Origin of the sequence: Klebsiella planticola (assembly GCF_000783935.2) — a bacterium.
Classification (GTDB): domain Bacteria; phylum Pseudomonadota; class Gammaproteobacteria; order Enterobacterales; family Enterobacteriaceae; genus Klebsiella; species Klebsiella planticola.
Genome location: NZ_CP026047.1, coordinates 3980097 through 4002593 on the forward strand (window position 1 = coordinate 3980097; position 22497 = coordinate 4002593).

General features: G+C 56.6%; 19 protein-coding genes and 1 other annotated feature. Of the genes, 10 read left to right on the plus strand and 9 right to left on the minus strand.

Going from position 1 to position 22497, the window contains the following annotated elements:
- Window positions 1-8 precede the first annotated feature (8 nt).
- Genes trpCF through MC50_RS19190 form a run of 3 tightly spaced genes read right to left on the minus strand, consistent with a single transcriptional unit; the run spans window position 9 to window position 4528 of the window.
- Window positions 9-1367, minus strand: coding sequence for a bifunctional indole-3-glycerol-phosphate synthase TrpC/phosphoribosylanthranilate isomerase TrpF (gene trpCF, locus MC50_RS19180; RefSeq protein WP_047664740.1), 1359 nt, complete (start codon window positions 1365-1367; stop codon window positions 9-11).
- Window positions 1368-1370: 3 nt separating this feature from the next.
- Entirely contained in the window at window positions 1371-2966 is a 1596-nt protein-coding gene (trpD, locus tag MC50_RS19185; protein WP_032688128.1) for a bifunctional anthranilate synthase glutamate amidotransferase component TrpG/anthranilate phosphoribosyltransferase TrpD, read from the minus strand.
- Window positions 2966-4528, minus strand: a complete 1563-nt coding sequence (locus MC50_RS19190; protein WP_032688127.1) for an anthranilate synthase component 1 — start codon at window positions 4526-4528, stop codon at window positions 2966-2968. The genes trpD and MC50_RS19190 overlap by 1 nt, the downstream gene beginning before the upstream one ends.
- A 34-nt stretch (window positions 4529-4562) precedes the next feature.
- Window positions 4563-4658 (minus strand) — a sequence feature (Trp leader region).
- A 159-nt stretch (window positions 4659-4817) separates the two neighbouring features.
- On the opposite strand from MC50_RS19190, the gene rnm reads away from it, so the two are divergent.
- On the plus strand, window positions 4818-5681 hold the full coding sequence (rnm, locus tag MC50_RS19195; RefSeq protein ID WP_032695872.1) for an RNase RNM: 864 nt from the start codon (window positions 4818-4820) through the stop codon (window positions 5679-5681).
- Between the two features lie 15 nt (window positions 5682-5696).
- Window positions 5697-6317, plus strand: a complete 621-nt coding sequence (locus tag MC50_RS19200; protein WP_032695873.1) for an L-threonylcarbamoyladenylate synthase — start codon at window positions 5697-5699, stop codon at window positions 6315-6317.
- 86 nt (window positions 6318-6403) lie between these two features.
- On the opposite strand, the gene MC50_RS19205 is transcribed toward MC50_RS19200, so the two are convergent.
- The 3 genes from MC50_RS19205 to MC50_RS19215 form a co-directional block, all read right to left on the minus strand.
- Window positions 6404-7285, minus strand: coding sequence for an ABC transporter permease (locus tag MC50_RS19205; protein WP_047664741.1), 882 nt, complete (start codon window positions 7283-7285; stop codon window positions 6404-6406).
- Window positions 7282-8025 carry an ATP-binding cassette domain-containing protein gene (locus MC50_RS19210; RefSeq protein ID WP_223306618.1) on the minus strand — a complete coding sequence of 248 codons (744 nt, stop codon included), beginning with the start codon at window positions 8023-8025 and terminating at the stop codon, window positions 7282-7284. The genes MC50_RS19205 and MC50_RS19210 overlap by 4 nt, the downstream gene beginning before the upstream one ends.
- Before the next feature lie 206 nt (window positions 8026-8231).
- Complete coding sequence (locus MC50_RS19215; protein ID WP_046852694.1) at window positions 8232-9164, minus strand: LysR substrate-binding domain-containing protein; 933 nt, start codon at window positions 9162-9164, stop codon at window positions 8232-8234.
- A gap of 106 nt (window positions 9165-9270) precedes the next feature.
- Here MC50_RS19215 and betC point away from each other — a divergent pair, with 106 nt between their 5' ends.
- From betC to MC50_RS19250, 7 genes are all read left to right on the plus strand, one after another.
- On the plus strand, window positions 9271-10806 hold the full coding sequence (gene betC, locus MC50_RS19220; protein WP_032695876.1) for a choline-sulfatase: 1536 nt from the start codon (window positions 9271-9273) through the stop codon (window positions 10804-10806).
- A gap of 2 nt (window positions 10807-10808) precedes the next feature.
- Window positions 10809-11756 carry a choline ABC transporter substrate-binding protein gene (choX, locus tag MC50_RS19225; protein ID WP_223306619.1) on the plus strand — a complete coding sequence of 316 codons (948 nt, stop codon included), beginning with the start codon at window positions 10809-10811 and terminating at the stop codon, window positions 11754-11756.
- Window positions 11753-12991 (plus strand): anaerobic sulfatase maturase, encoded by a 1239-nt coding sequence (locus tag MC50_RS19230; protein WP_047664743.1) that lies wholly within the window; start codon window positions 11753-11755, stop codon window positions 12989-12991. The genes choX and MC50_RS19230 overlap by 4 nt, the downstream gene beginning before the upstream one ends.
- A 418-nt stretch (window positions 12992-13409) precedes the next feature.
- Window positions 13410-14291 carry a 23S rRNA pseudouridine(2605) synthase RluB gene (rluB, locus tag MC50_RS19235; protein ID WP_004861010.1) on the plus strand — a complete coding sequence of 294 codons (882 nt, stop codon included), beginning with the start codon at window positions 13410-13412 and terminating at the stop codon, window positions 14289-14291.
- Between the two features lie 180 nt (window positions 14292-14471).
- Window positions 14472-15833 (plus strand): MFS transporter, encoded by a 1362-nt coding sequence (locus MC50_RS19240; RefSeq protein WP_032695878.1) that lies wholly within the window; start codon window positions 14472-14474, stop codon window positions 15831-15833.
- 16 nt (window positions 15834-15849) lie between these two features.
- A complete protein-coding gene (locus MC50_RS19245) occupies window positions 15850-18201 on the plus strand; it encodes a beta-glucosidase (protein WP_047664745.1) in 2352 nt (783 codons plus the stop codon).
- A 24-nt stretch (window positions 18202-18225) separates the two neighbouring features.
- Entirely contained in the window at window positions 18226-19200 is a 975-nt protein-coding gene (locus MC50_RS19250; RefSeq protein ID WP_032688114.1) for a helix-turn-helix transcriptional regulator, read from the plus strand.
- Here MC50_RS19250 and cobO read toward each other — a convergent pair.
- Together cobO and MC50_RS19260 are read right to left on the minus strand one after the other, a co-directional pair.
- Window positions 19172-19762: a cob(I)yrinic acid a,c-diamide adenosyltransferase gene (gene cobO / locus MC50_RS19255; protein WP_032688113.1), complete on the minus strand. Its 591-nt coding sequence runs from the start codon at window positions 19760-19762 to the stop codon at window positions 19172-19174. The genes MC50_RS19250 and cobO overlap by 29 nt on opposite strands.
- Window positions 19759-20520, minus strand: coding sequence for a YciK family oxidoreductase (locus MC50_RS19260; RefSeq protein ID WP_032688112.1), 762 nt, complete (start codon window positions 20518-20520; stop codon window positions 19759-19761). The genes cobO and MC50_RS19260 overlap by 4 nt, the downstream gene beginning before the upstream one ends.
- Window positions 20521-20774: 254 nt before the next feature.
- Between MC50_RS19260 and sohB the strand changes: the two genes are divergently transcribed.
- Complete coding sequence (gene sohB / locus MC50_RS19270; protein WP_047664746.1) at window positions 20775-21821, plus strand: protease SohB; 1047 nt, start codon at window positions 20775-20777, stop codon at window positions 21819-21821.
- Window positions 21822-21896: 75 nt separating this feature from the next.
- On the opposite strand, the gene MC50_RS19275 is transcribed toward sohB, so the two are convergent.
- Window positions 21897-22148, minus strand: a complete 252-nt coding sequence (locus MC50_RS19275; protein ID WP_004861030.1) for a YciN family protein — start codon at window positions 22146-22148, stop codon at window positions 21897-21899.
- Window positions 22149-22497: the final 349 nt, after the last annotated feature.

Genomic DNA, 22497 nt, shown 5'->3' on the forward strand with positions numbered 1-22497 from the left:
ATTGCTCCTTAATATGCGCGCAGTGTTTGAAACGCCGAAGCCAGTTTGCTGGGATCTTTAATACCCGGCTGCGACTCTACGCCTGAATTGAAATCGAGTCCGGCACAGCCGCTTTTCGCAGCTTCTACACAGTTATCGGCACCCAGGCCGCCTGCCAGAATGACATTACGCAGGTCCTGGCCCTGCAGCAGCGTCCAGTCGAAACGCTGGCCGCTACCGCCCTGGCCATTATCGAAAACATACTTATCGACATGGGTGAAGTGACGTGAGGGTAGCGTGTCGCTGACGCTGAGGGCTTTCCAGATTTGCACCGACTCCGGAAGGGCCGCACGCAGCGCGTCAATATAGGTCTGATCTTCGCTACCGTGCAGTTGAATCGCCGCCAGCGGAAGCTGTTCTGCCCGGGCGGCGACCACCTCGATGGGCGCGTCACGGAAGACGCCAACGTAGCGCAGCGGAGCGGACTGAATAATCTCTTTCGCCTGGGCATCGTTCACGGCACGCGGCGAGGAGGGAACAAAAATCAGCCCGCCATAAATTGCGCCGGATTCACAGGCGATCTGTGCATCCTGAGGCCGGGTCAGGCCGCAGACTTTATTCTCGCCGAGCAGCACGCGCTTCACGGCGGCATCGAGATCCGCCTGTTCCATCAAGGCGGAACCGATCAGGAAACCGTTGGCAAAATGGCTGAGTTCACGCACTTCGGCGTAAGTATGAATACCGGATTCGCTGATAACCGTCACATCATGATCCAGGCGCGGCGCCAGCTGGCGGGTGCGGTTCAGATCAATCGACATATCGCGCAGGTCGCGGTTGTTAATCCCGACCACTTTGGCCTTCAGCGCAATGGCGCGCTCCAGCTCCTCTTCATTGCTGACCTCGGTCAGCACGCCCATGTTCAGGCTATGGGCCACGGCGGCAAGCTGGCGATACTGGTCGTCGTCAAGCACCGACAGCATCAGCAGGCAGGCGTCGGCCTGGTAGTAGCGCGCCAGGTAGATCTGGTAAGGATCGATGGTGAAATCCTTGCACAGAATCGGCTGCGGCGCGATGGCGCTGACGATCGGCAGAAAGTCGAAGCTGCCCTGGAAATATTTCTCGTCGCACAGGACGGAGATGGCCGAGGCATAATTTTTATAGACGCCGGCGATGGTCGCCGGGTCAAAATCCTGGCGAATCAGTCCTTTCGACGGAGACGCTTTTTTGCATTCCAGAATAAACGCGGTGCGTGTACCGGCGAGCGCATCGTAAAAATTACGCTGAGTCGGGACGACGTCATTCTGAAAACTGGCTAACGGTTGCTGTTGTTTGCGGTCTTCTACCCAAATCGCTTTGTCGGCAACGATTTTTGCTAAAACGGTCTGCATTATTTACCCTCTTGCCGCTAATGCGGTCACTCTGTCATAGGCCGCTCCGCTGCGCAGCACGTCGATCACCTGCTGAGCGTTGGCCTTCAGGTCTTCGTGCCCGTACAGGCGCATCAGCATAGCGACGTTGGCGGCGACGGCGGCTTCGTGAGCGGCTTCACCTTTACCTTGTAGCAAGCGCGTAAGAATGTCACGGTTTTCTTCCGGCGTGCCGCCAGCCAGCTGTTCCTGATGGTAAGGTGTGAGACCGAAGTCATTGGCCGTCAGCTGATAGCTTTTGATTTCCCCGTTATTCAACTCAGCGACCACCGTCGGCGCATGCAGCGACACTTCATCCATACCGCCGCTGTGGACTACCGCAGCCCGCTGGTAGCCCAACACGCGCAGGGTTTCGGCAATCGGCAGCACCAGTTCCGGGCTGTAGACGCCAATCAGCGCCAGCGGCGGATGTGCCGGGTTAATCAGCGGCCCGAGCACGTTGAACAGCGTGCGGGTTTTCAGCTGCTGGCGAACCGGCATCGCATGGCGGAAACCGGTGTGATACTTCGGCGCAAACAGGAAGCAGACGCCCAGTTCATCCAGCGCGGTGCGGGACTTGTCGGCATTCATATCCAGGTTGATACCGAACGCGGCCAGCAGATCGGAAGAGCCCGACTTGCTCGATACGCTGCGGTTGCCGTGTTTGGCGACTTTCAGGCCGCAGGCCGCCGCCACAAAGGCGCTGGCGGTTGAAATATTGATACTGTTGCTGCCGTCGCCGCCGGTACCGACGATATCGGCGAACAGGTAGTCCGGACGCGGGAACGGCGCGGCGTTTTCCAGCAGGGCGGTGGCGGCGCCGGCAATCTCTTGCGGCTGTTCACCGCGCACCTTCATGCTCACCAGCGCGGCAGCCAGCTGCTCGGGTTTCACTTCTCCCCGCACCACCGCAGAGAACAGCAGGTGACTTTCCTGCTGGCTCAGGGTTTCGGCCTGATACAGCTTCTCGAGGATCGGCTGAATCACGTTGGTCTGCTCGAGTTTCTGCAGCGCCCATGCCAGGGTCTGCTCCAGCAGACGTGCGCCCTGGGTGGTGAGAATCGACTCAGGATGGAACTGGAAGCCGCAGACGCGGTCGGCATCATGACGCACCGCCATGACCATCCCGTTAAAGTTGGCGTTAATGGTCAGCCCGGCCGGAATATTGCTGCCCACCAGCGAGTGATAACGCGCTACCGGCAGCGGATTGGTCAGCCCGGCAAACATCGCCTGGCCGTCATGTTCGATGCTGGAGGCTTTGCCGTGCAGGATTTCGCCAGCCTGGCCGACGTAGCCGCCGTAAGCTTCAACAATGGCCTGATGACCGAGGCAGATACCGATGATCGGCAGTTTGCCGCGCATCCGGGTCAGCAGCTCCGGCATGCAGCCCGCTTCGCTGGGGGTCCCCGGGCCCGGAGAGAGCATCAGCACCGGATTATCCATGGTACCAATGCGCTCAATTAAGGTCTGCGCCGGCACCGAGTTACGGTAAATCACCACGTTATGGCCGTTCGCGCGCAGCTGGTCTGCGAGGTTATAGGTAAAAGAGTCGATATTATCGAGCAGCAGGATGTCGGCCATCAGAAAGTCTCCTTAGCGTGGTGGGCCTGAGCGATTGCGCGCAGCACCGCGCGAGCTTTATTGCGGGTTTCATCCGCTTCGGACTGAGGCACTGAATCCAGAACGATACCGGCGCCAGCCTGGACGGTGGCGATGCCGTCCTGCACATAGGCAGAACGAATCACGATGCAGGTATCGAGGTCGCCGTGGGCGGTAAAGTAGCCCACCGCGCCGCCGTAGCTGCCGCGGCGTTTGCCTTCGGCGGCGGCGATAAGCTGCATGGCGCGAACCTTCGGCGCGCCGCTCAGGGTGCCCATGTTCATACAGGCGCGGTAGGCATGCAGGACGTCGAGGTCGCTACGCAGTTCGCCAACCACGCGGGACACCAGGTGCATCACAAAGGAGTAGCGGTCAACTTTGGTCAGGTCGGCGACGTAGCGGCTGCCCGGCGTACAGATTCGCGCGAGGTCGTTACGCGCCAGGTCAACCAGCATCAGATGCTCGGAAAGCTCTTTATGGTCAGTGCGCATTTCCAGTTCGATACGGCTGTCGAGGTCGCGATCCAGCGATCCGTCGGCGCGGCGGCCGCGTGGGCGGGTACCGGCAATCGGGTAGATCTCAATCTGGCGGCTGAGGGCGTCATATTTCAGCGAGCTCTCTGGCGATGCGCCAAATAAAGAGAAGTCGTTATCCTGCATAAAGAACATGTACGGGCTTGGGTTGCTCTTTTTCAGGACGTCGTAGGCCGCCAGCGCCGACGGGCAGGGCAGAGAGAAGCGGCGGGACGGCACCACCTGGAAGATTTCACCGGCGCGAATGGCGCGCTGCATTTTGCGTACCACCGCGCCGTACTCTTCATCACTCTGATCGCAGTCGCAGGTCATCGATTCAACTTTAGTCACCGGCAGCGGCGCAGGCGGCTCGTTAAGCTGCTGGCGAAGCTGGGCGATACGCTGGGTCAGACGCTGTTTTTCACTCTCCAGCGGGGTGAACAGGCTCGACTGGATACGGGTATTTTTGGTCTGGTGGTCGATAACCAGCAGGGTTTCGGCCAGGTAGAAACAGTAGTCCGGGCAGGCGGTGTCGCTTTCCAGCGGCGGCAGATTTTCAAAACCGGCTACCAGGTCATAGGCAAACAGGCCGCCAAAGAACATCGCTTCGCGCTCGTCCGGCGGAACGGTGACCAGTTCCTGCAGCAGACGGAAGGCGTCAAAGACGGATAAAGAGCACAGGCGGGCATCTTCATCCAGCAGCGCGCTGACAGGCGGGAAGGTCAGGATCCGGCTATTGGGCTGGCGCTGATTGTCGATGCCCGAAGGCAGAGTATTATCCAGTAAATCCAGCAGGGCCGCGCCGTTAGCAGAAAGCGCCTGCAGAGTGACAGTGTCACCTAGCGCGGTGATGCGCAGCGCGCTGTCTACCAGCAGCAGGCTTTTTAAATCGTCTTTGCTGTCGATATCCGCCGATTCCAGCAGCAGCGTGGCCGGGCGAGCGCCGCACAGCTGGTGAAACAGCGCCGTGGGGTTTTCGCGATAGATGGCGTCGCTGGTGAGAAGCTCGAGTGCCGGTTTTGATGTTTGCATTATTGTTCTCGCCTTTCGGTATAATAATTTGTCCAATAAAAAGCCCGCTCATTGGCGGGCCGGGTATCTGTATGCTGAGTGCAAAACGCGATCACGCCGCCCGATATCAGGAGGTGCGCCACCAGCCGTGCAGAGTGATAAATTGCGTTTTCATCGTGATACCCCTTCATGTGAACTTGCGTACTAGTTAACTAGTCCAGAGGAATAAAGTCAACCCCTGTTTGCAGATTTTCTCCGCGAGTCGTTATGATAATGCGCTAATTTAAGTCCATGTCCAGCAGGAGTCTCTTTGAGCGACACCCATTACGCAGTGATTTACGATCTGCACAGCCACACCACCGCCTCTGACGGGCGGCTGACTCCGCAAGAACTGGTTCATCGCGCTCACCAGATGCGCGTCGGGACCCTGGCGATTACCGACCACGATACCGTTGCGGCGATTCCCGCCGCGCGTGCCGAAATCGCCCGCGCCGGTTTACCGCTCACGCTGGTGACCGGGGTGGAAATTTCAACATTGTGGGAAAACCACGAGATTCATATTGTCGGTTTGAATATTGATATTGCGCACCCGGCACTGAGCGCGCTTCTGGAAGAGCAGAAGGCGCGTCGCCAGCTGCGCGCACAGATGATCGCCGAGCGGCTGGAGAAAGCGCGGATTCCAGGCGCCTGGGAGGGGGCCATGAAGCTTGCTGACGGCGGCGCGGTAACCCGCGGACACTTCGCGCGCTTCCTGGTGGAAGCCGGTTATGCCAGCAATATTGCCGATGTTTTTAAAAAATATCTCGCCCGCGGGAAAACCGGATACGTTCCGCCGCAGTGGTGTACAATAAAACAAGCGATTGATGTCATTCATCATTCTGGCGGCAAAGCGGTTATCGCCCATCCCGGGCGTTACGACCTCTCCGCCAAGTGGCTGAAACGGCTGTTGGCCCACTTCAGCGAGCAGGGTGGCGATGCGATGGAACTGGCGCAATGCCAGCAGGCGCCCCATGAACGTACGCAGCTTGCCGCGTACGCCGTGCAGTTTGGTCTTCTGGGTTCACAAGGATCTGATTTTCATCAGCCTTGTCCGTGGATCGAACTGGGCCGCAAACTTTGGCTACCCGCTGGCGTAGAAGGGATCTGGCACAGCTGGGAAACGGCCGCAGAATAAAATTGAGAGGGAAGTATGAGCCAGTTTTTTTATATCCATCCGGACAACCCGCAGGCACGGTTGATTAACCAGGCGGTGGAGATTGTGCGTAAGGGTGGGGTGATCGTTTATCCCACCGATTCCGGTTACGCGCTGGGCTGTAAGATTGAAGATAAAGGCGCGATGGAGCGTATTTGCCGCATTCGTCAGTTGCCTGATGGCCACAACTTTACGCTGATGTGCCGCGACCTGTCTGAGCTGTCGACCTACGCGTTTGTCGATAACGTGGCGTTTCGCCTGATAAAAAATAACACCCCGGGTAACTACACCTTTATCCTCAAGGGGACCAAAGAGGTACCGCGTCGCCTGCTGCAGGAGAAGCGTAAGACCATCGGGATGCGCGTGCCGTCGAACCCGATAGCCCAGGCGCTGCTGGAGACGCTCGGCGAACCGATGCTGTCGACCTCGTTGATGCTGCCCGGTAGCGAATTCACCGAATCCGACCCGGAAGAGATCAAAGACCGGCTGGAGAAGCTGGTGGATTTGATTATCCACGGCGGCTATCTTGGCCAGCAGCCTACCACCGTCATCGACCTGACCGAAGACGCGCCGGTCGTGCTGCGTGAAGGCGTCGGCGACGTTAAACCGTTCCAGTAACGGACTACGTATTCCCCGGCAGCATCGCGACCCCGGCTGCCGGGGTCGCGATGAGCTTGCCCCATTCCTGATGCAGGACTGCCGCGCTATTTCGCTCTGAGTCGAAACAGCCCGTGAAGCATCGTCTTTCTGGCGCCAGGGGGGCCGTCGCGTCTTGCAAAGCTTGCCGACAGCCGATCCAGCAGGATGGCAATCAGCACCACCACGAAACCACTCTGTAGGCCAGTGCCAATTTCCAGCTGTTGGATACTGCTCAAAATATCGTTACCCAGCCCGCCGGCCCCGACCATCGACGCGATAATCACCATCGACATAGCCATCATGATCGATTGGTTTATGCCGGCCATAATCGAGGGCTGCGCAGCGGGCAACTGCACTTTCCACAGCAACTGCCACGGCGTGCAGCCAAAGGCGATGCCCGCTTCGATGCGCGAAGCGTTGACCTGGCGAATACCTAAATCGGTCAGACGCACCACCGGCGGCATAGAAAACAGAATCGTCGCGAAGATCCCTGGCGGGCGGCCAAGCCCGAACAAAATCGTCGCGGGTATCAGGTACACAAAGGCGGGCATGGTCTGCATAAAATCAAGCACCGTGCGAATGATCCTGCCGGTAGCCGCGCGTCGCGCGCTGCAGATCCCGAGTGGAATGCCGATCAGCAGGCTGAAAAACGTTGATGACAGGGTCAGCGCCAGCGTCACCGCAGCGTGCTCGCTGTAGCCGCTGTAAATGATATACAGCGAAGCAAGCAGGGCAAACAGCGCAAAACCTTTGCCAATCCGCCATGCGCCCAGCCAGACCGCGATGATCACCAGCCCCCACGGCGAAAGCGCATTTATCACGCTCTCAAGGCCCCCGGCAAAGCGGTCGATAGCCCCGGCAAAACCGTCAAATCCGCCGCCGGCGTGTGCCAGCAGGCGTTGTACTGCATCGTCAATCTGACGACTAAAATCGAGGGGGTAGCTCATGATGGCTCCTGACGCGTTGTCCAGATATCGGCATAGCTTTCGGCCAGCTGCCAGCGCGAAACGTCGACCCCGGAGAAAAAGTGTTGCACATACGCGGTCGCCGGCGCGTTTATCAGCTCTTCCGCGGTGCCAACCTGCACCAGCCTGCCTTTTTCCATAATCGCAATCCGCGTTCCGAGGCGCAGCGCCTCTTCCATATCGTGGGTGACAAAGACGATGGTGCGCCGGGAATGTGCCTGTAGCGACAGCAGCAGCGTCTGCATTTCACGGCGAATAATCGGATCGAGCGCGGAAAATGCTTCATCCATTAACAGCACGGTGGGGTCCATGACCAGCGCGCGCGCAAGCCCGACCCGCTGTTGCATGCCACCGGAGAGCTGAGGCGGGTACTGTTCGGCAACGTCGGCAAGCCCGACTTTTGCCAGCATCTCGTTCGCTTTTCGGTAGCGCAGATCCCGGGATTCGCCGGCTACTTCAAGGCCGAACGCGACGTTATCCAGTACGCTGCGTTCATCAAACAGCGCGAACGACTGGAAAACCATGGCGATATGGCGGCGGCGCAGGGCGATCAGCTCGGATTCCCGCAGCGCGGAAAGCGTTTTACCCTGGAAAATCACCGAGCCGGAACTGGCCGGGAGCAGGTGGTTAAGCGTGCGCAGCAATGTCGACTTACCGGAGCCGGAAAGACCGACAATGACAAAAATCTCTCCGCGATATATTTCTAAATTGATATCGCTCAAGGCATTAATCGCCGCGCTTTTTGGCGCTGTTAAGAAAAAACGTGTATTATCGCTGGAATAATAATTTTTATTAACGGATTGTAACTCAAATATAGGTTGTAACATGGCATCGTGTTTATTTTAGGGTGGCGTTAAAAAACTAACATATAAAACCGTCGAGCGCGCTAATCTATTTCGTCAAATCAATATGCCTTTTCTGTCTTAGCTTATTTATTTTCTGGTATTAGATGACCGGAAGCGTGAAAACTCCAGGCTTCATCCAATAACCATGCTTTGACTTTTTCCTGCTGCGCCGAGACCGGTTTAGCATTGGCGGAAATCAGATAATATCCCCGTTCGGTACGGTGCATCGGCCCGCATTGCACCAGCTGTTTACTGGCAAGAAACGGCGCGATCAGCGGCTGCCAGCCGAGGGCGATCCCCTGGCCTTCCAGCGCCGCCTGGATCACCAGGGAATAGGCGTTGAAGGTCCGGGAGGCGGCATGATTTTGCCCGGATACCTGATGCTGGCGGAACCAGTCGTCCCACGTCATCCAGCGCTGGGGCCGGGATTCCGGCAGCTTCAGCAGGGGATAATCCAGCAGAGATTCGGGGGTGGAGACCGGCGCCATTTCTTGCTTAATCTTTTGATTGCAAACAGGAATGACAATCTCAGGGAACAGCCGCTGGCTCTGCGTTCCGGCCCAGTTTCCGTGGCCAAAATAGATCGCCAGATCCGCGTTACTATCGCGAAAGTTATAGTCGTTGGGCGAAGTGGTTATCTGTACCTCCACCCCCGGAATTAACGCTTGCAGCCTCTCCATGCGGGGTAAGAGCCAGTAGCTGGCAAACCCCATATCGGTGTCGATACGCAGGACATTACGCTGCAGACGCGTGCGTTCGAACTGCTCGCTGATTTCCAGCAGGCTATTGCGGACGATCAGATACAGACTATTGCCGGATTCGGTGAGCTGGACGCCGCGATGACGGCGTTCAAATAGCGGTGAATTAATCAGATTCTCCAGCATCTGAATACGCTGACTGACCGCCGGCTGCGATAGTCCGAGTTCATTTCCGGCGGCGGTAAAATTACCTAAACGCGCCGCCGCTTCAAATACCACTAGCGCCTGTAAAGGCGGAAGCTGTAATTTTCCTGCCATAAATTCACCTTATGTCATGATAAAAAAATAGCCCCTTCACAGGGCCTGTTGATACATGAGATAAGGCTAACACGTTTTATTAATTATTTTACTGTGCGGAAAGGTCATGCTTATAAATAAACCGAATATCGTTATTCTGATGGCCGATCAGTTAACGGCCAGCGCCTTAAGAGCGTATGGCAATAACGTTAGTCTGACGCCAAATATAGATAAATTAGCTCGCGAAGGGGTGGTATTTGATTCCGCCTATTGCAACAGTCCGCTGTGCGCGCCATCGCGTGCATCGTTGATGACCGGGCAGTATATTTCCCGTAATCAGGTGTATGACAACGCCGCCGAGTTCCATGCCGACTCGCCAACCTTTTGCCACTATCTGCGCGAACAGGGCTACCGCACCTGGCTGTCGGGGAAAATGCACTTTTGCGGCCCCGATCAGCTGCACGGTTTTGACGAACGGCTGACGACGGACATTTACCCCGCCGATTTTGGCTGGACGCCGGACTGGAAACATCCTGAACGCCGACTCGACTGGTATCACAACATGAGTTCGGTGCTGGAAGCAGGCGAGTGCGTGCGTACCAACCAGCTTGATTTTGATGATGAGGCCTTATTCCTCGCCCGCCAGCGCTTGTATGACGCCGCCCGTCGCCCCGATGAACAGCCGTTTATGCTGCTCCTGTCGCTCACGCATCCCCACGATCCTTTCGCGATCCCCAAACGCTACCTCGATCGTTTTTCGCCAGATGACATCGATATGCCGGTTACGCGCGGCAACGATATTGCAGACGATGCGCATTCGGCGCGGATGCGCGCCATGTATCAGCTGGAACCGGGCTTAATCCACGATGAGCATATTCGGCGCGCCCGTCATGCCTACTACGGCGCTCTGGCCTACGTTGATGATTGCTTTGGCGAAATGGTGCGCACCCTCGAAGAAACGGGGCTGGCCGAAAATACCGTGGTTATGGTGATTGCCGACCATGGCGAAATGCTCGGCGAACGTGACCTGTGGTACAAGATGAACTTCTTCGAGAACGCCGTACGCGTGCCGTTTATCGTGCATAACCCCACGCGCTTCGCGCCCCGTCGGGTCAGCGAAAGCGTCTCGCTGGTGGATCTGTTGCCTACGCTTGTCGAGCTTGCCAGCGGCGAAGATCGCAAAGCGCAGGCTATCGCTCCGCTGGATGGCAACAGTCTGGTGCCGCATTTACAGGGGCTACCCGGGCCGGACGGGGCGGTGAGCGAATACCTGGCCGAAGGCGCGCTTGGGCCGATGCTGATGTTTCGCCGGGGGGAGTGGAAATATATTCATTCAGTCAGTGAGACGCCGCAGCTGTTCAATTTACGCGACGATCCCCACGAGCGGGTGAATCTGGCGACGAATAACAATTATCAAGCGGTCGCGCAGGCGTTCGTCGATGAAATCGCGGCGCGCTGGGATCTTGATGCCCTCTATCACCAGGTGCTCGCCAGTCAGCAAAAACGCCTGTTTTTAACCCAGGTCGCCGGACGGGATGCCATTCCAGACTGGGACTATCAGCCGTTTCAGCGCGCATCGACACGCTATATCCGTAACCATCAAACGCTGGATGAACAAGAGGCGTTCGCTCGCTATCCTTCTCCCGCGAAACACCAGGAATGATAATGAAAATGAAACGCATGACTCGACTGATGCTGTTGGCGGCCGCCGGCTGGTTGCCGCTGAGTGGCTTCGCCGCCGATGACGCGCGTTGCGCCACCGTCACACAGTCCGATCCGGGCTGGACCGATATTGCGGCGACCAATGCCCTTTCCGGGACGATACTGAATGCGCTGGGCTATCGGCAAAAAGTACAAAACCTGTCGGTGGCGCTGGCGTTTCAGGGGCTGAAAACCGGCCAGGTTGACGTATTCCTCGGCAACTGGATGCCCGCGCAGGCGCCGGTGATCGGTAAGTTCACCGCCGATGGCGCGATTAAGGTGCTCGGCAGCAATCTCCCGGCCGCGCGCTTCACGCTCGCCGTACCGGATTACGTCGCCGCCGCAGGGGTAAAAGACTTCTCCGACCTGCAAAAATTTGCTGATAAGTTCGGCCATAAAATTTACGGCATTGCCCCCGGGGCGCCGGCTAACCTCAGTCTGAAGAAGATGATCGACGCGCATGATTTCGCCCTGCAAAACTGGACGTTGGTGGAGTCCAGCGAAAGCGGCATGCTGGCGCAGGTGGCGCGCGCGGTGGAACGTCAACAGTGGATCGCGTTCCTGGGCTGGGAGCCGCACGCTATGAATACACGCTTCAGGCTGGTCTACCTGAGCGGCGGCGACAAGTACTTTGGCGCCCACTATGGCAGCGCTACGGTGAATACGGTGACGCGCAAGAATTTTGCTGCTGAATGTCCGAATCTGAATCGCTTTTATAGTCAGCTGACCTTTGACGTCGGGCTGGAAAACGCGGTGATTGCCCGTATGCTGGACCAGCAGCAAACGGCGCAGGAGGCGGCGCGCGAAGAGTTAAAACGCCGTCCGCAGCTGCTGGATAGCTGGCTGGATGGGGTGACGACGCGCAGCGGCGAACCGGCGAAACCCGCGGTTATCAGTTATCTCGGGCTATGAGTCATCATATCAATCGCTTCCAGCTGATGGCGAAACCGTCAGGAGCGGTGTGCAATATCGACTGCACCTACTGCTACTACCTGGAAAAGCAGCGGCTCTATCCGCAGCGGCAGGCCCACTGGAAAATGGACGGCGCGACGCTCGAAAACTACGTGCGGAAAAATATCGCCAGCCAACCTGCGCCAACGGTTGATTTCCACTGGCAGGGCGGCGAGCCGACCCTGCTCGGGATTGACTTTTTCCGCGAGGCGCTGCGATTACAGGAGCGCTACCGCGGCGGGAAGCGCATCAGCAATGTTTTTCAGACCAACGGAATTAACCTTGATGATGACTGGGCCCGGTTCCTGAAACAGCACGGTTTTCTCGTTGGTCTCTCCCTCGACGGCGATCGTCTCAGCAACGATGCGTATCGCCGGACGCGCGCCGGGAAAAGCACCTTTGACGCCGTTATCCGCGGCCTGGAGGCGCTGAAGCGGCACCATGTGGAGTTCAATACTTTGACGGTGGTGAATGCGGAAAACGTCAAACGGCCGTTGGCAATCTACCGCTTTCTTAAGCAGATCGGCAGTCGCTATATGCAGTTTATTCCGCTGGTGGAACGGCGAGCCGCACAGCCCGATGCCAACGGTTTGACGCTGATTTCCCCTGATTTTTCCGCGCAGTGCCGGGTGACAGAATGGTCGGTCGCGGCCAACGCGTACGGGCGCTTCCTCAACGCTATCTTCGATAGCTGGGTACAAGACGATATGGGAAGCGTTTTCGTGATGAACTTCGAGCAGACGTTGGCAAAAATGGCTGGCAGATCCGGCTCCTGCGTGATGAACGAAACCTGTGGCGACAATCTGATTGTGGAGTCCAATGGCGATATCTATTCCTGCGACCATTTCGTTTATCCCGAGCATAAGCTGGGCAACATCAACCACAATAGTCTCTCCGCGCTGGTTAACTCGGCGCAGAATATCGCCTTTGCCCAACGTAAGCGGACCCACCTCGGCCGCGAATGCCTTAGCTGTTCGTTCCGTCCGCTTTGCAACGGCGGCTGTCCGAAACACCGTTTCACACTTTCCGACGATGGACGACCCAATAAGAATTATTTCTGCGACGGCTACATGCTGCATCTGCGCCACGTTTTACCGATCATGCAGACGCTGTTGACATTGATGCGTCAGGGAGACGCGCCGGAAAGGATCAGGCAAACGCTCGCGCAGCATTATTACCGGCAGCGGGAGCGTTGAGGCGGTGACCGGGCGCCGCAGTCTCAGAGGGGAGATTGCCATGATGCTGGTCGAGTGGTCCGGCGGACAGAATTGACGGGCGACGAACTTGCGCCATTTTATTTCTGCATTGCGCAGGATTTCGATGTGGGACAGGGATAAATGGCTGCGTGTGGTGCATAATAAATGCAGCCCATCTGTGACCGCTAATACCCGCAGTCGGGGCGAATATAACCTGAAGAAGCATTCATTTCGAAGTTAGTGTAATATGTGCGACCACGTTTGCAGGCGTGTCTCAGTCGTGACGGTTATCAGGCGTCGGCTGTGGTGCCCCTTCGGGACAAAAGTATTGACCCAACAACAGGTGATGGAATTTATTAACCTGTTGTTTTATAAAGTATACCAGACGCCTGGGAAGGCGACACCTTAAGGAAGCTCAATGAGCGAGAAATTACAGAAAGTGCTGGCCCGCGCTGGCCACGGCTCCCGCCGTGAAATTGAATCTAAAATCGAAGCTGGCCGCGTCAGCGTCGATGGTAAAGTCGCCACCCTCGGCGATCGTGTAGAAGTGGTTCCTGGTTTAAAAATTCGTATCGATGGTCATCTGATTTCGGTGAAAGAGTCCGCTGAGCAGATTTGCCGCGTCCTGGCCTATTACAAACCGGAAGGCGAACTCTGTACGCGTAACGATCCGGAAGGCCGCCCGACGGTGTTTGACCGTTTGCCGAAACTGCGCGGCGCGCGCTGGATTGCGGTGGGGCGTCTGGACGTCAACACCTGCGGTCTGCTGCTGTTCACGACCGATGGCGAACTGGCAAACCGTCTGATGCACCCGAGCCGCGAAGTGGAACGTGAGTATGCCGTGCGTGTGTTCGGTCAGGTTGATGACGACAAACTGCGTCAGCTGTCTCGCGGCGTGCAGCTGGAAGACGGCCCGGCGGCGTTTAAAACGATTAAGTTTGCCGGTGGTGAAGGGATTAACCAGTGGTACAACGTCACGCTGACCGAAGGGCGCAACCGTGAAGTACGCCGCCTTTGGGAAGCGGTTGGCGTGCAGGTCAGCCGCCTGATTCGCGTTCGCTACGGCGATATTCCGCTGCCGAAAGGCCTGCCACGCGGCGGTTATACCGAGCTGGATCTGGCGCAAACCAACTACCTGCGTGAGCTGGTTGAACTGCCTGCGGAAACCACCTCGAAAGTCGCGGTAGAGAAAGATCGCCGCCGCATGAAGGCGAATCAAATTCGTCGCGCGGTGAAACGCCATTCCCAGGTGGGGAACAGCAACAACCGCCGTTCGGGCGGCAGCCGTAGCAACGGCTAATCTGAATAAATCCGGCGGGCACCCGCCGGATTTCTCTGCGCTACCCTCCTTGCATGTGATTCCTTTCACACTTCTGCATAAAGACAAAAAACAGGAAACGCCCGGACAAATAACGCAAAGTACGGTTTCTGCTATCACCATATACTGTCGACACTGATTACAATAACAGGTAGCCAAAAAATGGATACAGCAGGAAAGTTATCGGCAAGCTATGTGGTTATCGGCGTGAAAGAGAAAATAGGTTACGGCTTTGGTGACTTTGCTTCCAATTTATCTTTCGGCTTTGTCTCTCTGTTCTTACTGTTTTTTTATACCAATATTTACGGCATCAGCGCGGTGCAGGCCAGTCTGATATTTGTTATAGCCCGGGTCATTGATGCCATCTTTAATATTTTGATCGGTTTTGCGATTGATAAAACGCACAGCCGATATGGCAAACTGCGTCCCTGGTTATTATATGGGGCGATACCGTTAGGGTTTTTAACGGTGTTGTGCTTTGTCCCCTTCGGTGGTGAGGCGAAATTTTATTTTGCGCTGATCTCTTATACGCTGTATTGCCTGGCATATACCTCGGTCAACACCCCCTATTCGGCGCTAACCAATCGTCTGACGCAACATGAAGCATCTCGTTCATCGCTGTCGGTATATCGGTTTGTGCTGGCGATTGTCGGTTATCTCATTGTTTCAACCACCGCTGATATGCTGATCTCGCCCTTCACCGATAAGCAATCAGGGTATGTCTTCGCGGTCTCTTGCTTTGCGCTGCTGGCAACCTTTTTGTTCCTCGCCTGTTTCGGCATGACCCGTGAACGGGTGGGTGAAGAGGAAGAGACTCCGGCGCCATCGCTGCGGGAAATGCTGCGGGCGGTGATGGGGAATGCGCCGCTGCTTAATTTATCGCTGTTTACGGTATTCTTCTATATTGCCTATACCGTGTGGATGGCGATTGCGATCTATTTTATTAAGTACATTATCGGCAGTGAAGGCTATACCGCCACCTTTTTCCTGATTCAGTCTGGCGCCTATATTGTCGGCACCGTTATTTCAGAAAAAGCGATAGCGCTGATGGGCAAAAAGAAAATGGCGTTGGTGGCGCTGCTAATCGGCATTTTTGGGGTGCTGATGCAGTATTTTGTTGCCGGGCATAACCTGTGGCTGATTATGACCGGGGTGTGTCTCTACAGTATTACGCTGGGGATGGGTTTTGTAGCCATGTGGTCAATGATTGCGGATACCGTGGAATATGCCGAGTGGCATCATGGTGTACGTACCGAAGGCGCAATTTATGGTTTCTTTAACTTTATTACCAAAATTGCGATGGCGATCGGCGGCGGCTGCGCGGGCTGGATGCTGGACTACTATCAATATGATGCCGGCAATATTAGTGCCAGCGCAATTAACGGGATTAATATTTTGATGACGTTATTCCCCGGGGCAATGTTTGCCATCAGCGCGATATTTGTCGCATGTTACTCGCTGGATGAAAAAACGTATCGCGAGATTGTTCACAAAATTAGCCTGCGTAAACAGAATGCGCTTTAACCTCAGGGAGCCAGAGATGAATACCGAATTGAATACCCTTATCGCGGCGATGACCGCAGAAGAGAAAGTTGCGCTGTTGACCGGGAGCGGGCTGTGGCGGACGGCATCCCTGCCACAGCATGGCATCGATGATATCGTGATGACCGACGGCACCTACGGCGTGCGCTACAGCAGCGCGCAGATCGACGGCGACGAAAAATGGAGTATGGACGACTTTATCTCGGTGATCACGCAGACCGCTGACCGGGTCAACGGGGAAGAGCCTGCGGCAAAGGGCGGTAGCGAAGCGCTGTTCAGTCCTTCGTTGCCGGCGACCTGTTTCCCCAACGGATCCAGCCTGGCCTGCTGCTGGGACGTAGACCTGGTGTATCAGATGGGGCAGGCGCTGGGACGCGAATGTCAGCAAATGGGCGTAGGGATTTTGCTGGGACCGGGGATCAATATTCGCCGTACGCCGCTGGCCGGACGAGGCTACGAATACTATGCCGAGGACCCGGTAGTCAGCGGGGATATCGCCGCAGCGTTAATCAACGGTCTGCAGCAGGAAGGGGTTGGCGCCAGTCTGAAACACTTTGCGGCGAATAATTCTGAATACCGGCGTACCGAAATGGATTCGATCATCGACGAACGGGCGCTACGCGAAATCTATCTGGCCGGTTTTCAGCGGGCCATCGCCAAATCCCGCCCGTGGACGGTGATGTCCTCCTATAACCGGCTTAATGGCGTGCAGACATCGCAGGATCCTTTTTTACTCACCCAGGTATTACGCGATGAGTGGGGCTACGATGGGCTGGTGATGTCCGACTGGTATGGCATTAAAGACCGGCCGGCATCTCTGCTGGCGGGGAACGATCTGGCGATGCCGGAAACCCGCCGCGACAAGCAGACGCTGCTGGCGGCCATTCATGCCGGTGAAGTGCCGATGGCGGTTGTCGATCGCGCCTGTCTGCGGATGTTGACGCTGTTGGATAAGGTTCAGCGCCATCGTCGCCCGCAAACGCAGGCCGATTTCCCGGCGCATCATGCGCTGGCGCAGCAGCTGGCGGCAGAATCTATCGTCCTGCTGAAGAATGACGATAACCTGCTGCCGCTGCGGGCGGAATGCACCCGCCGGATTGCCGTTCTCGGCAAACCGGCGCAGGAACCGGTGATTCAGGGATCGGGTTGCGCGACCACGGTGCCCTGGATGCTGGATCGCCCGCTCGATGAAATTTTTGACCTCGCCGGGGATGATTTTAGCGTCTCCTGGGCCATTGGCGCCCCGGACGACCTGCGTAGCGACCCGCAGGCGCTGGCAGAAGCGCGAGCGGTAGCTCAGGCGGCGGACGTGGCGATTATCTTTGTCAGTACCGCCGTCGGCGAAGACGGTGAAAACGGCGATCGTCAGGATCTGAACATTCTGGCGGTACATGAGCAGCTGATTCGGGAAGTGGCAACGGTTCAGCCCAATATCGTGGTGGTGCTAGCGAACAGCGATGCGGTGGTGATGCCGTGGATCTCTGAGTGCAAAGCGCTGTTGGAAACCTTCTTCGCCGGGCAGGGGATGGGCCGGGCGGTGGCCGAGATTCTGTTCGGTAAACGTAATCCCTGCGGCAAACTCACGGTCACAGTACCTGACACCCTTGAAGAGACGCCCGCCTGGCTGCATTATCCCGGGGAAAACCTGCGTCATCATTATGGCGAAGGACTGTTTGTCGGCTATCGCTATTATGATAAACGCCGCATGACGCCGCGGTTTCCGTTTGGCTTCGGCCTGAGCTACACCCGCTTTGCCTATCGCGATATCCGGCTTTCGGCGTCGCGCGTCGGGGCTGATGAGACCCTCACCGTCTCTTTCGATCTGACCAACTGCGGCGAGTGCGAAGGCAAAGAGATCGTGCAGCTGTACGTCAGCGCGCCGGTCGGGGAGTTGATTCGTGAAGAGCAGGCGCTGAAAGGGTTCTGTAAGGTGTCGCTCGCTGCCGGAGAAACTCGCCGCGTCACGCTGCAGCTGCCGGTCGCTGAGCTTGCCTGCTATCATCCAGGGCTGGCGGATTGGGTGGTGACGCCGGGGCGCTGGCAGATTCGGCTGGGTAGCTCCTCTCGCGATCAGGCGCTGAGTGCGGAAGTCGAGGTAGATTGTCCGCCGCGCTATGTCCCGCTACGTGATGATAATTCGTTGCAGCAGTTAATCCAGCAGCCGGAGGCGTTCGCGCGGGTGGTGGCGCTGATTGCCCGTAAGAGTCAGCGGCCGCCGGCGCAAATCCGCGAACGACTGATCCAACTGGCACCGGACCTGTTCTGCGGGCTGCTGATCGCGCTGACGGAGTTTTTAGCGCTTGATATTGACCGCGATGAGCTGAATGCCGCGCTTAAAGGGACGGAATAATCGTCCCGTGACAGGAGATGATGCGTGTTTCCATTTTCCGTGACACATCCACGTTCGGCGACAGAGACCGGGCGCCATACGGCGAACAGTGGCTATGAGCTGATTGCCTTTGATGCTGAAAAGCTAAATGTCTTTGCGGCCGAGGTGCGCTACTGCGAACCTCACTGGCACCCGGCGCCAGAGCTTATCACCGTTCTGAGCGGGCGGTTCTCTATTGTCGTCGGCCAGCAAAGCGTGGAGATGGTTGAGGGGGACATGCTCTACATCAACGCCGAGGCGGTGCACTCGCTGCGTGCGGAAGCGGCGGGGAGTTCGCTGGTGACCGTCCAGTTTTCCCCCGGTCTGTTCGATGAGCTGCACCCGGCGCCGGTTCTGACCTGGTGTACTCGAGGGCGCCGCCAGAGCGCGGCAGACCGACAGGTACAGCAGTGCCTTTGCGACCTGCTGGCTCAACTGATTGATAATCGCGCGCCGTTCCAGCGTATCGCGATGACCTATCTGTTGCTCGATGCGCTGGTACAGGCCGGAGAACCGGCCACCCAGGTGGAGAGTTCACTGCGCGAAGAGGCGATGATCAAGAAAGGGATCGATTTTATTAATCAGCACTTCGACCAGCCGCTGACCCTGAGCGAGGTGGCGAATCATAGCGGTATGAGCTATTCATGGTTTTCGCGTCTGTTCAAAAAGGTCAGCCGGCATAATTTCAAAGAGTATCTCACCCTGGTCCGGCTGAATAAGGCGAGAACGCTGCTGCGCGATACCCGTACGCCAATTACCGAAATCAGCCACAGCTGCGGCTTTCAGGAGCATAAGTACCTGATTGCCGCCTTCAATAAATACTGTGGTCTGACGCCTACGGAATACCGTAAGCGCTTTGTTTCGCGGCAGAACATGATTGAAAGCGCGCTGGCGTTGGGGGAGGATTGCCTGTGTCTACCGCTGAATCATGCGCTGCTGGAGCGGCTGACGCTTAGTAATCAATCCCCATCTGGGCTTTGATACCGGCATCGAATGCGTGTTTAACCGGCCGCAGTTCGCTGACGGTATCGGCCAGCTCGATAATCTCCCGATGGCAGCCGCGTCCGGTGATAATCACCGTCTGCTGTACCGGGCGATTGCGCAGCGCGGTGAGTACCGTCTCAAGCGGCAAATAGTCGTACGCCACCATGTAAGTCAGCTCATCCAGCAGCACCATATCCAGGGATTCGTCGGCCAGCATCCGCTGCGCGTGTTCCCAGACGGCAAGGCAGGCCGCCGTATCGCTTTCACGATCCTGGGTATTCCAGGTAAACCCGGTGGCCATCACCTGAAACTCTACGCCGTGCGGTTCCAGCAGGTTACGCTCGCCGTTGGGCCAGGTGCCTTTGATAAACTGGATGACGCCCGCTTTTTTTCCGTGCCCGATAGCGCGGGTGACGGTACCAAAACCGGCCGTCGTTTTGCCTTTTCCGTTACCGGTGAACACGATAACAATGCCGCGTTCTTCCTGTGCTGCCGCCACGCGGGCATCAACTTTGTCTTTTACCCGCTGCTGGCGTTCACGGTAGCGTTCATCACTCATTGTGCAATTCCTGGTTTACGCCCTGGCTGGGCATCGAAGGTCATTCCCGTCTTGCGACGGCTGTCATCGCCCATTAGCCATAAATAAACCGGCATAATATCGGCGGGGGTTTTGAGCTTTTGCGGATCTTCCGTCGGGAAAGCGTTGGCGCGCATTTTGGTGCGCGTTCCGCCGGGATTGATACAGTTAACCCGCAGATGACGGCTCTGGTACTCTTCGGCCAGCACCTGCATCATCCCTTCTGTGGCAAACTTGGAGGCCGCATAGGCGCCCCAGTTAGCGCGTCCCTGGCGGCCGACGCTGGAAGAGGTGAAGACCAGTGAACCCGACTCCGACTTGAGTAATAAAGGAAGCAGTGCCTGGGTCAGCATAAAGGTGCCGTTGACGTTGACCTGCATCACCTGCTGCCAGACTTCCGGTTTTTGCTGATCCATCGGGCAGACATCGCCCAGCAAACCGGCATTGTGCAGTACGCCATCGAGGCGCGGGTAGTGGACGGCGATCTGCTGTGCCAGCTGCTGGCACTCCTGCGGCGTGCAGGTTAACAGATCCAACGTGAACCAACGTGCCGGAAGCCCGCCGGCCTGGTCTATTTCCTGCGCCACGCTGCGCAGTTTCTCTTCGTTACGTCCGACCAGCACAACGCTTGCGCTGTAGCGGGAATAGGTCAATGCGGCTTCGCGGCCGATACCGTCGCTGGCGCCGGTAACCAGGATAATGCGATCTTTTAATAAATGATGCTGCGGTTGATAGTGCACGGCGACTCCTTAGGCAATCTGCTGACGATCGCGCGTTGTATTCGGTCTCATACTTTTGCGTTTTATGCCTGAAACAGCCGGGCATTGCAATCAGCGAAAGGGAAACTCTTTGCGGAATGAACATCTTGCAACGATTTCATCGTCGCTGAAAAAAACGGGAAGGGGCCTCGCGCACCACACAAAGCGCAGAGACTTCGTCACGCGGGCTGATGTACACTGTGCTTCAACGTCAGTGGTTTGCACAAGGTGAATACGTGGAATTACTTGCTCAATATGGCCTGTTTTTGGCCAAAATCGCGACCGTTGTCGTCGCCATTGCGGTTATTACCGCCCTCATCGTTAACCTGACCCAGCGGAAGAAACAGCGCGGGGAACTGCGGGTAACCAATCTCAGCGAGCAATACAAAGAGATGCGGGAAGAGCTGGCGGTCGCGCTGCTTGATGGTCCGCAGCAAAAAGTGTGGCACAAAGCGCAAAAGAAAAAGCACAAGCAGGAGGCGAAAGCGGCCAGGGCGCGGGCTAAGCTCGGGTCGACGGAGCCAAACAGCAAGCCGCGTGCCTGGGTGCTGGATTTCAAAGGCAGTATGGACGCCCACGAAGTCGCCAGCCTGCGCGAAGAGATCACCGCAATCCTGGCGGCGGTGAAACCGCGCGATCAGGTGATCCTCCGTCTGGAAAGCCCCGGTGGAGTGGTCCACGGTTATGGCCTCGCCGCATCACAGCTGCAGCGTCTGCGAGATAAGCAAATACCCTTAACCGTAGCGGTGGATAAAGTCGCGGCCAGCGGTGGTTACATGATGGCCTGTGTGGCGAACAAAATCGTGGCTGCGCCGTTCGCCATTCTGGGCTCTATCGGCGTGGTTGCGCAGATCCCTAACCTGCATCGCTTCCTGAAGAACAAAGATATCGATATTGAACTGCATACCGCCGGGCAGTACAAACGGACCTTAACGATGCTGGGTGAGAATACTGACGAAGGTCGGCGTAAGTTCCGTGAAGACCTGAATGAGACTCATCAGTTGTTCAAAGATTTTGTCCACCAAATGCGGCCTTCGCTGGATATTGAGGCCGTTGCTACCGGTGAACACTGGTACGGCGTTCAGGCGCTGGAGAAAGGGCTGGTGGACCTGGTCGAAACCAGTGACGAACTGCTTCTGGGGCTGATCGACAATCATGATGTCATCGGCGTTCGTTACCAGCAACGTAAAAAAATGCTCGACCGTTTTACCGGTAGCGCCGCCGAAAGCGCCGACCGTCTGCTGCTACGCTGGTGGCAGCGAGGGGAAAAGCCGCTGATGTAATCAGCGCAGGTGAACAAAACAACGCGAGGCAACTGCCTCGCGTTGGCGTTTTATGCCCGCTAAATATAAGAGGGCTTAATCGGTCAGATGGTATTTTTCTGACAGCGCGTGCGCGAGGTATTTGAACATATTGAATACCGCCGTGCTCTTCGCCGTCGGCAGGCCTTGCTCATCAAGATAAAACTCGCCGCTGAATACCAGAACGCCGTTACGCTGAGCGACGTCAGTAGCTTCGATCCCGGCTAGCGTATCTTCATGTTCACGAATGAGTTTGTTGGCTATTTCAAGCAGCGACTGGCGATCGATAGGTTGGGTTGTACCTTGCATAAGTGACTCCTGTAATTCTTCGTCCGGTAGTTTACGCCGCGCGGCGAGATGGGGCAAATTTTCCATTCAGAGTACAGGGTTAATGGCAAAGCTCTAAGAAACAGGACTTTACTGGCAGGATTTGCTTTTGCATGCTAATAAAGTTGCGTAACGAATTTTATCAGGTACAGTGTGACGCTTTCGGCGATCTGGCAACAGATTTGCTTGACATTCGGCCAAAAATTCTTCGTGCTATGTCACCTGACGAGCAAAAGTCAGTAAACTCAGCTATCTGGTTTTATGGATGTGAAACTGGACGTGCAGAGGGTTGATATCCATCGACGGCGTCGCAACATTTGACGTACGTCGT

Bases quoted from the DNA above. Each gene is read 5' to 3' on its own strand.
- trpCF (WP_047664740.1), bottom strand. From the start codon at position 1,367: ATGCAGACCGTTTTAGCAAAAATCGTTGCCGACAAAGCGATTTGGGTA.
- trpD (WP_032688128.1), bottom strand. From the start codon at position 2,966: ATGGCCGACATCCTGCTGCTCGATAATATCGACTCTTTTACCTATAAC.
- betC (WP_032695876.1), top strand. From the start codon at position 9,271: ATGCTTATAAATAAACCGAATATCGTTATTCTGATGGCCGATCAGTTA.
- MC50_RS19200 (WP_032695873.1), top strand. From the start codon at position 5,697: ATGAGCCAGTTTTTTTATATCCATCCGGACAACCCGCAGGCACGGTTG.
- rluB (WP_004861010.1), top strand. From the start codon at position 13,410: ATGAGCGAGAAATTACAGAAAGTGCTGGCCCGCGCTGGCCACGGCTCC.
- MC50_RS19245 (WP_047664745.1), top strand. From the start codon at position 15,850: ATGAATACCGAATTGAATACCCTTATCGCGGCGATGACCGCAGAAGAG.
- MC50_RS19275 (WP_004861030.1), bottom strand. From the start codon at position 22,148: ATGCAAGGTACAACCCAACCTATCGATCGCCAGTCGCTGCTTGAAATA.
- MC50_RS19240 (WP_032695878.1), top strand. From the start codon at position 14,472: ATGGATACAGCAGGAAAGTTATCGGCAAGCTATGTGGTTATCGGCGTG.
- MC50_RS19190 (WP_032688127.1), bottom strand. From the start codon at position 4,528: ATGCAAACATCAAAACCGGCACTCGAGCTTCTCACCAGCGACGCCATC.
- MC50_RS19230 (WP_047664743.1), top strand. From the start codon at position 11,753: ATGAGTCATCATATCAATCGCTTCCAGCTGATGGCGAAACCGTCAGGA.
- cobO (WP_032688113.1), bottom strand. From the start codon at position 19,762: ATGAGTGATGAACGCTACCGTGAACGCCAGCAGCGGGTAAAAGACAAA.
- MC50_RS19205 (WP_047664741.1), bottom strand. From the start codon at position 7,285: ATGAGCTACCCCCTCGATTTTAGTCGTCAGATTGACGATGCAGTACAA.
- choX (WP_223306619.1), top strand. From the start codon at position 10,809: ATGAAAATGAAACGCATGACTCGACTGATGCTGTTGGCGGCCGCCGGC.
- MC50_RS19215 (WP_046852694.1), bottom strand. From the start codon at position 9,164: ATGGCAGGAAAATTACAGCTTCCGCCTTTACAGGCGCTAGTGGTATTT.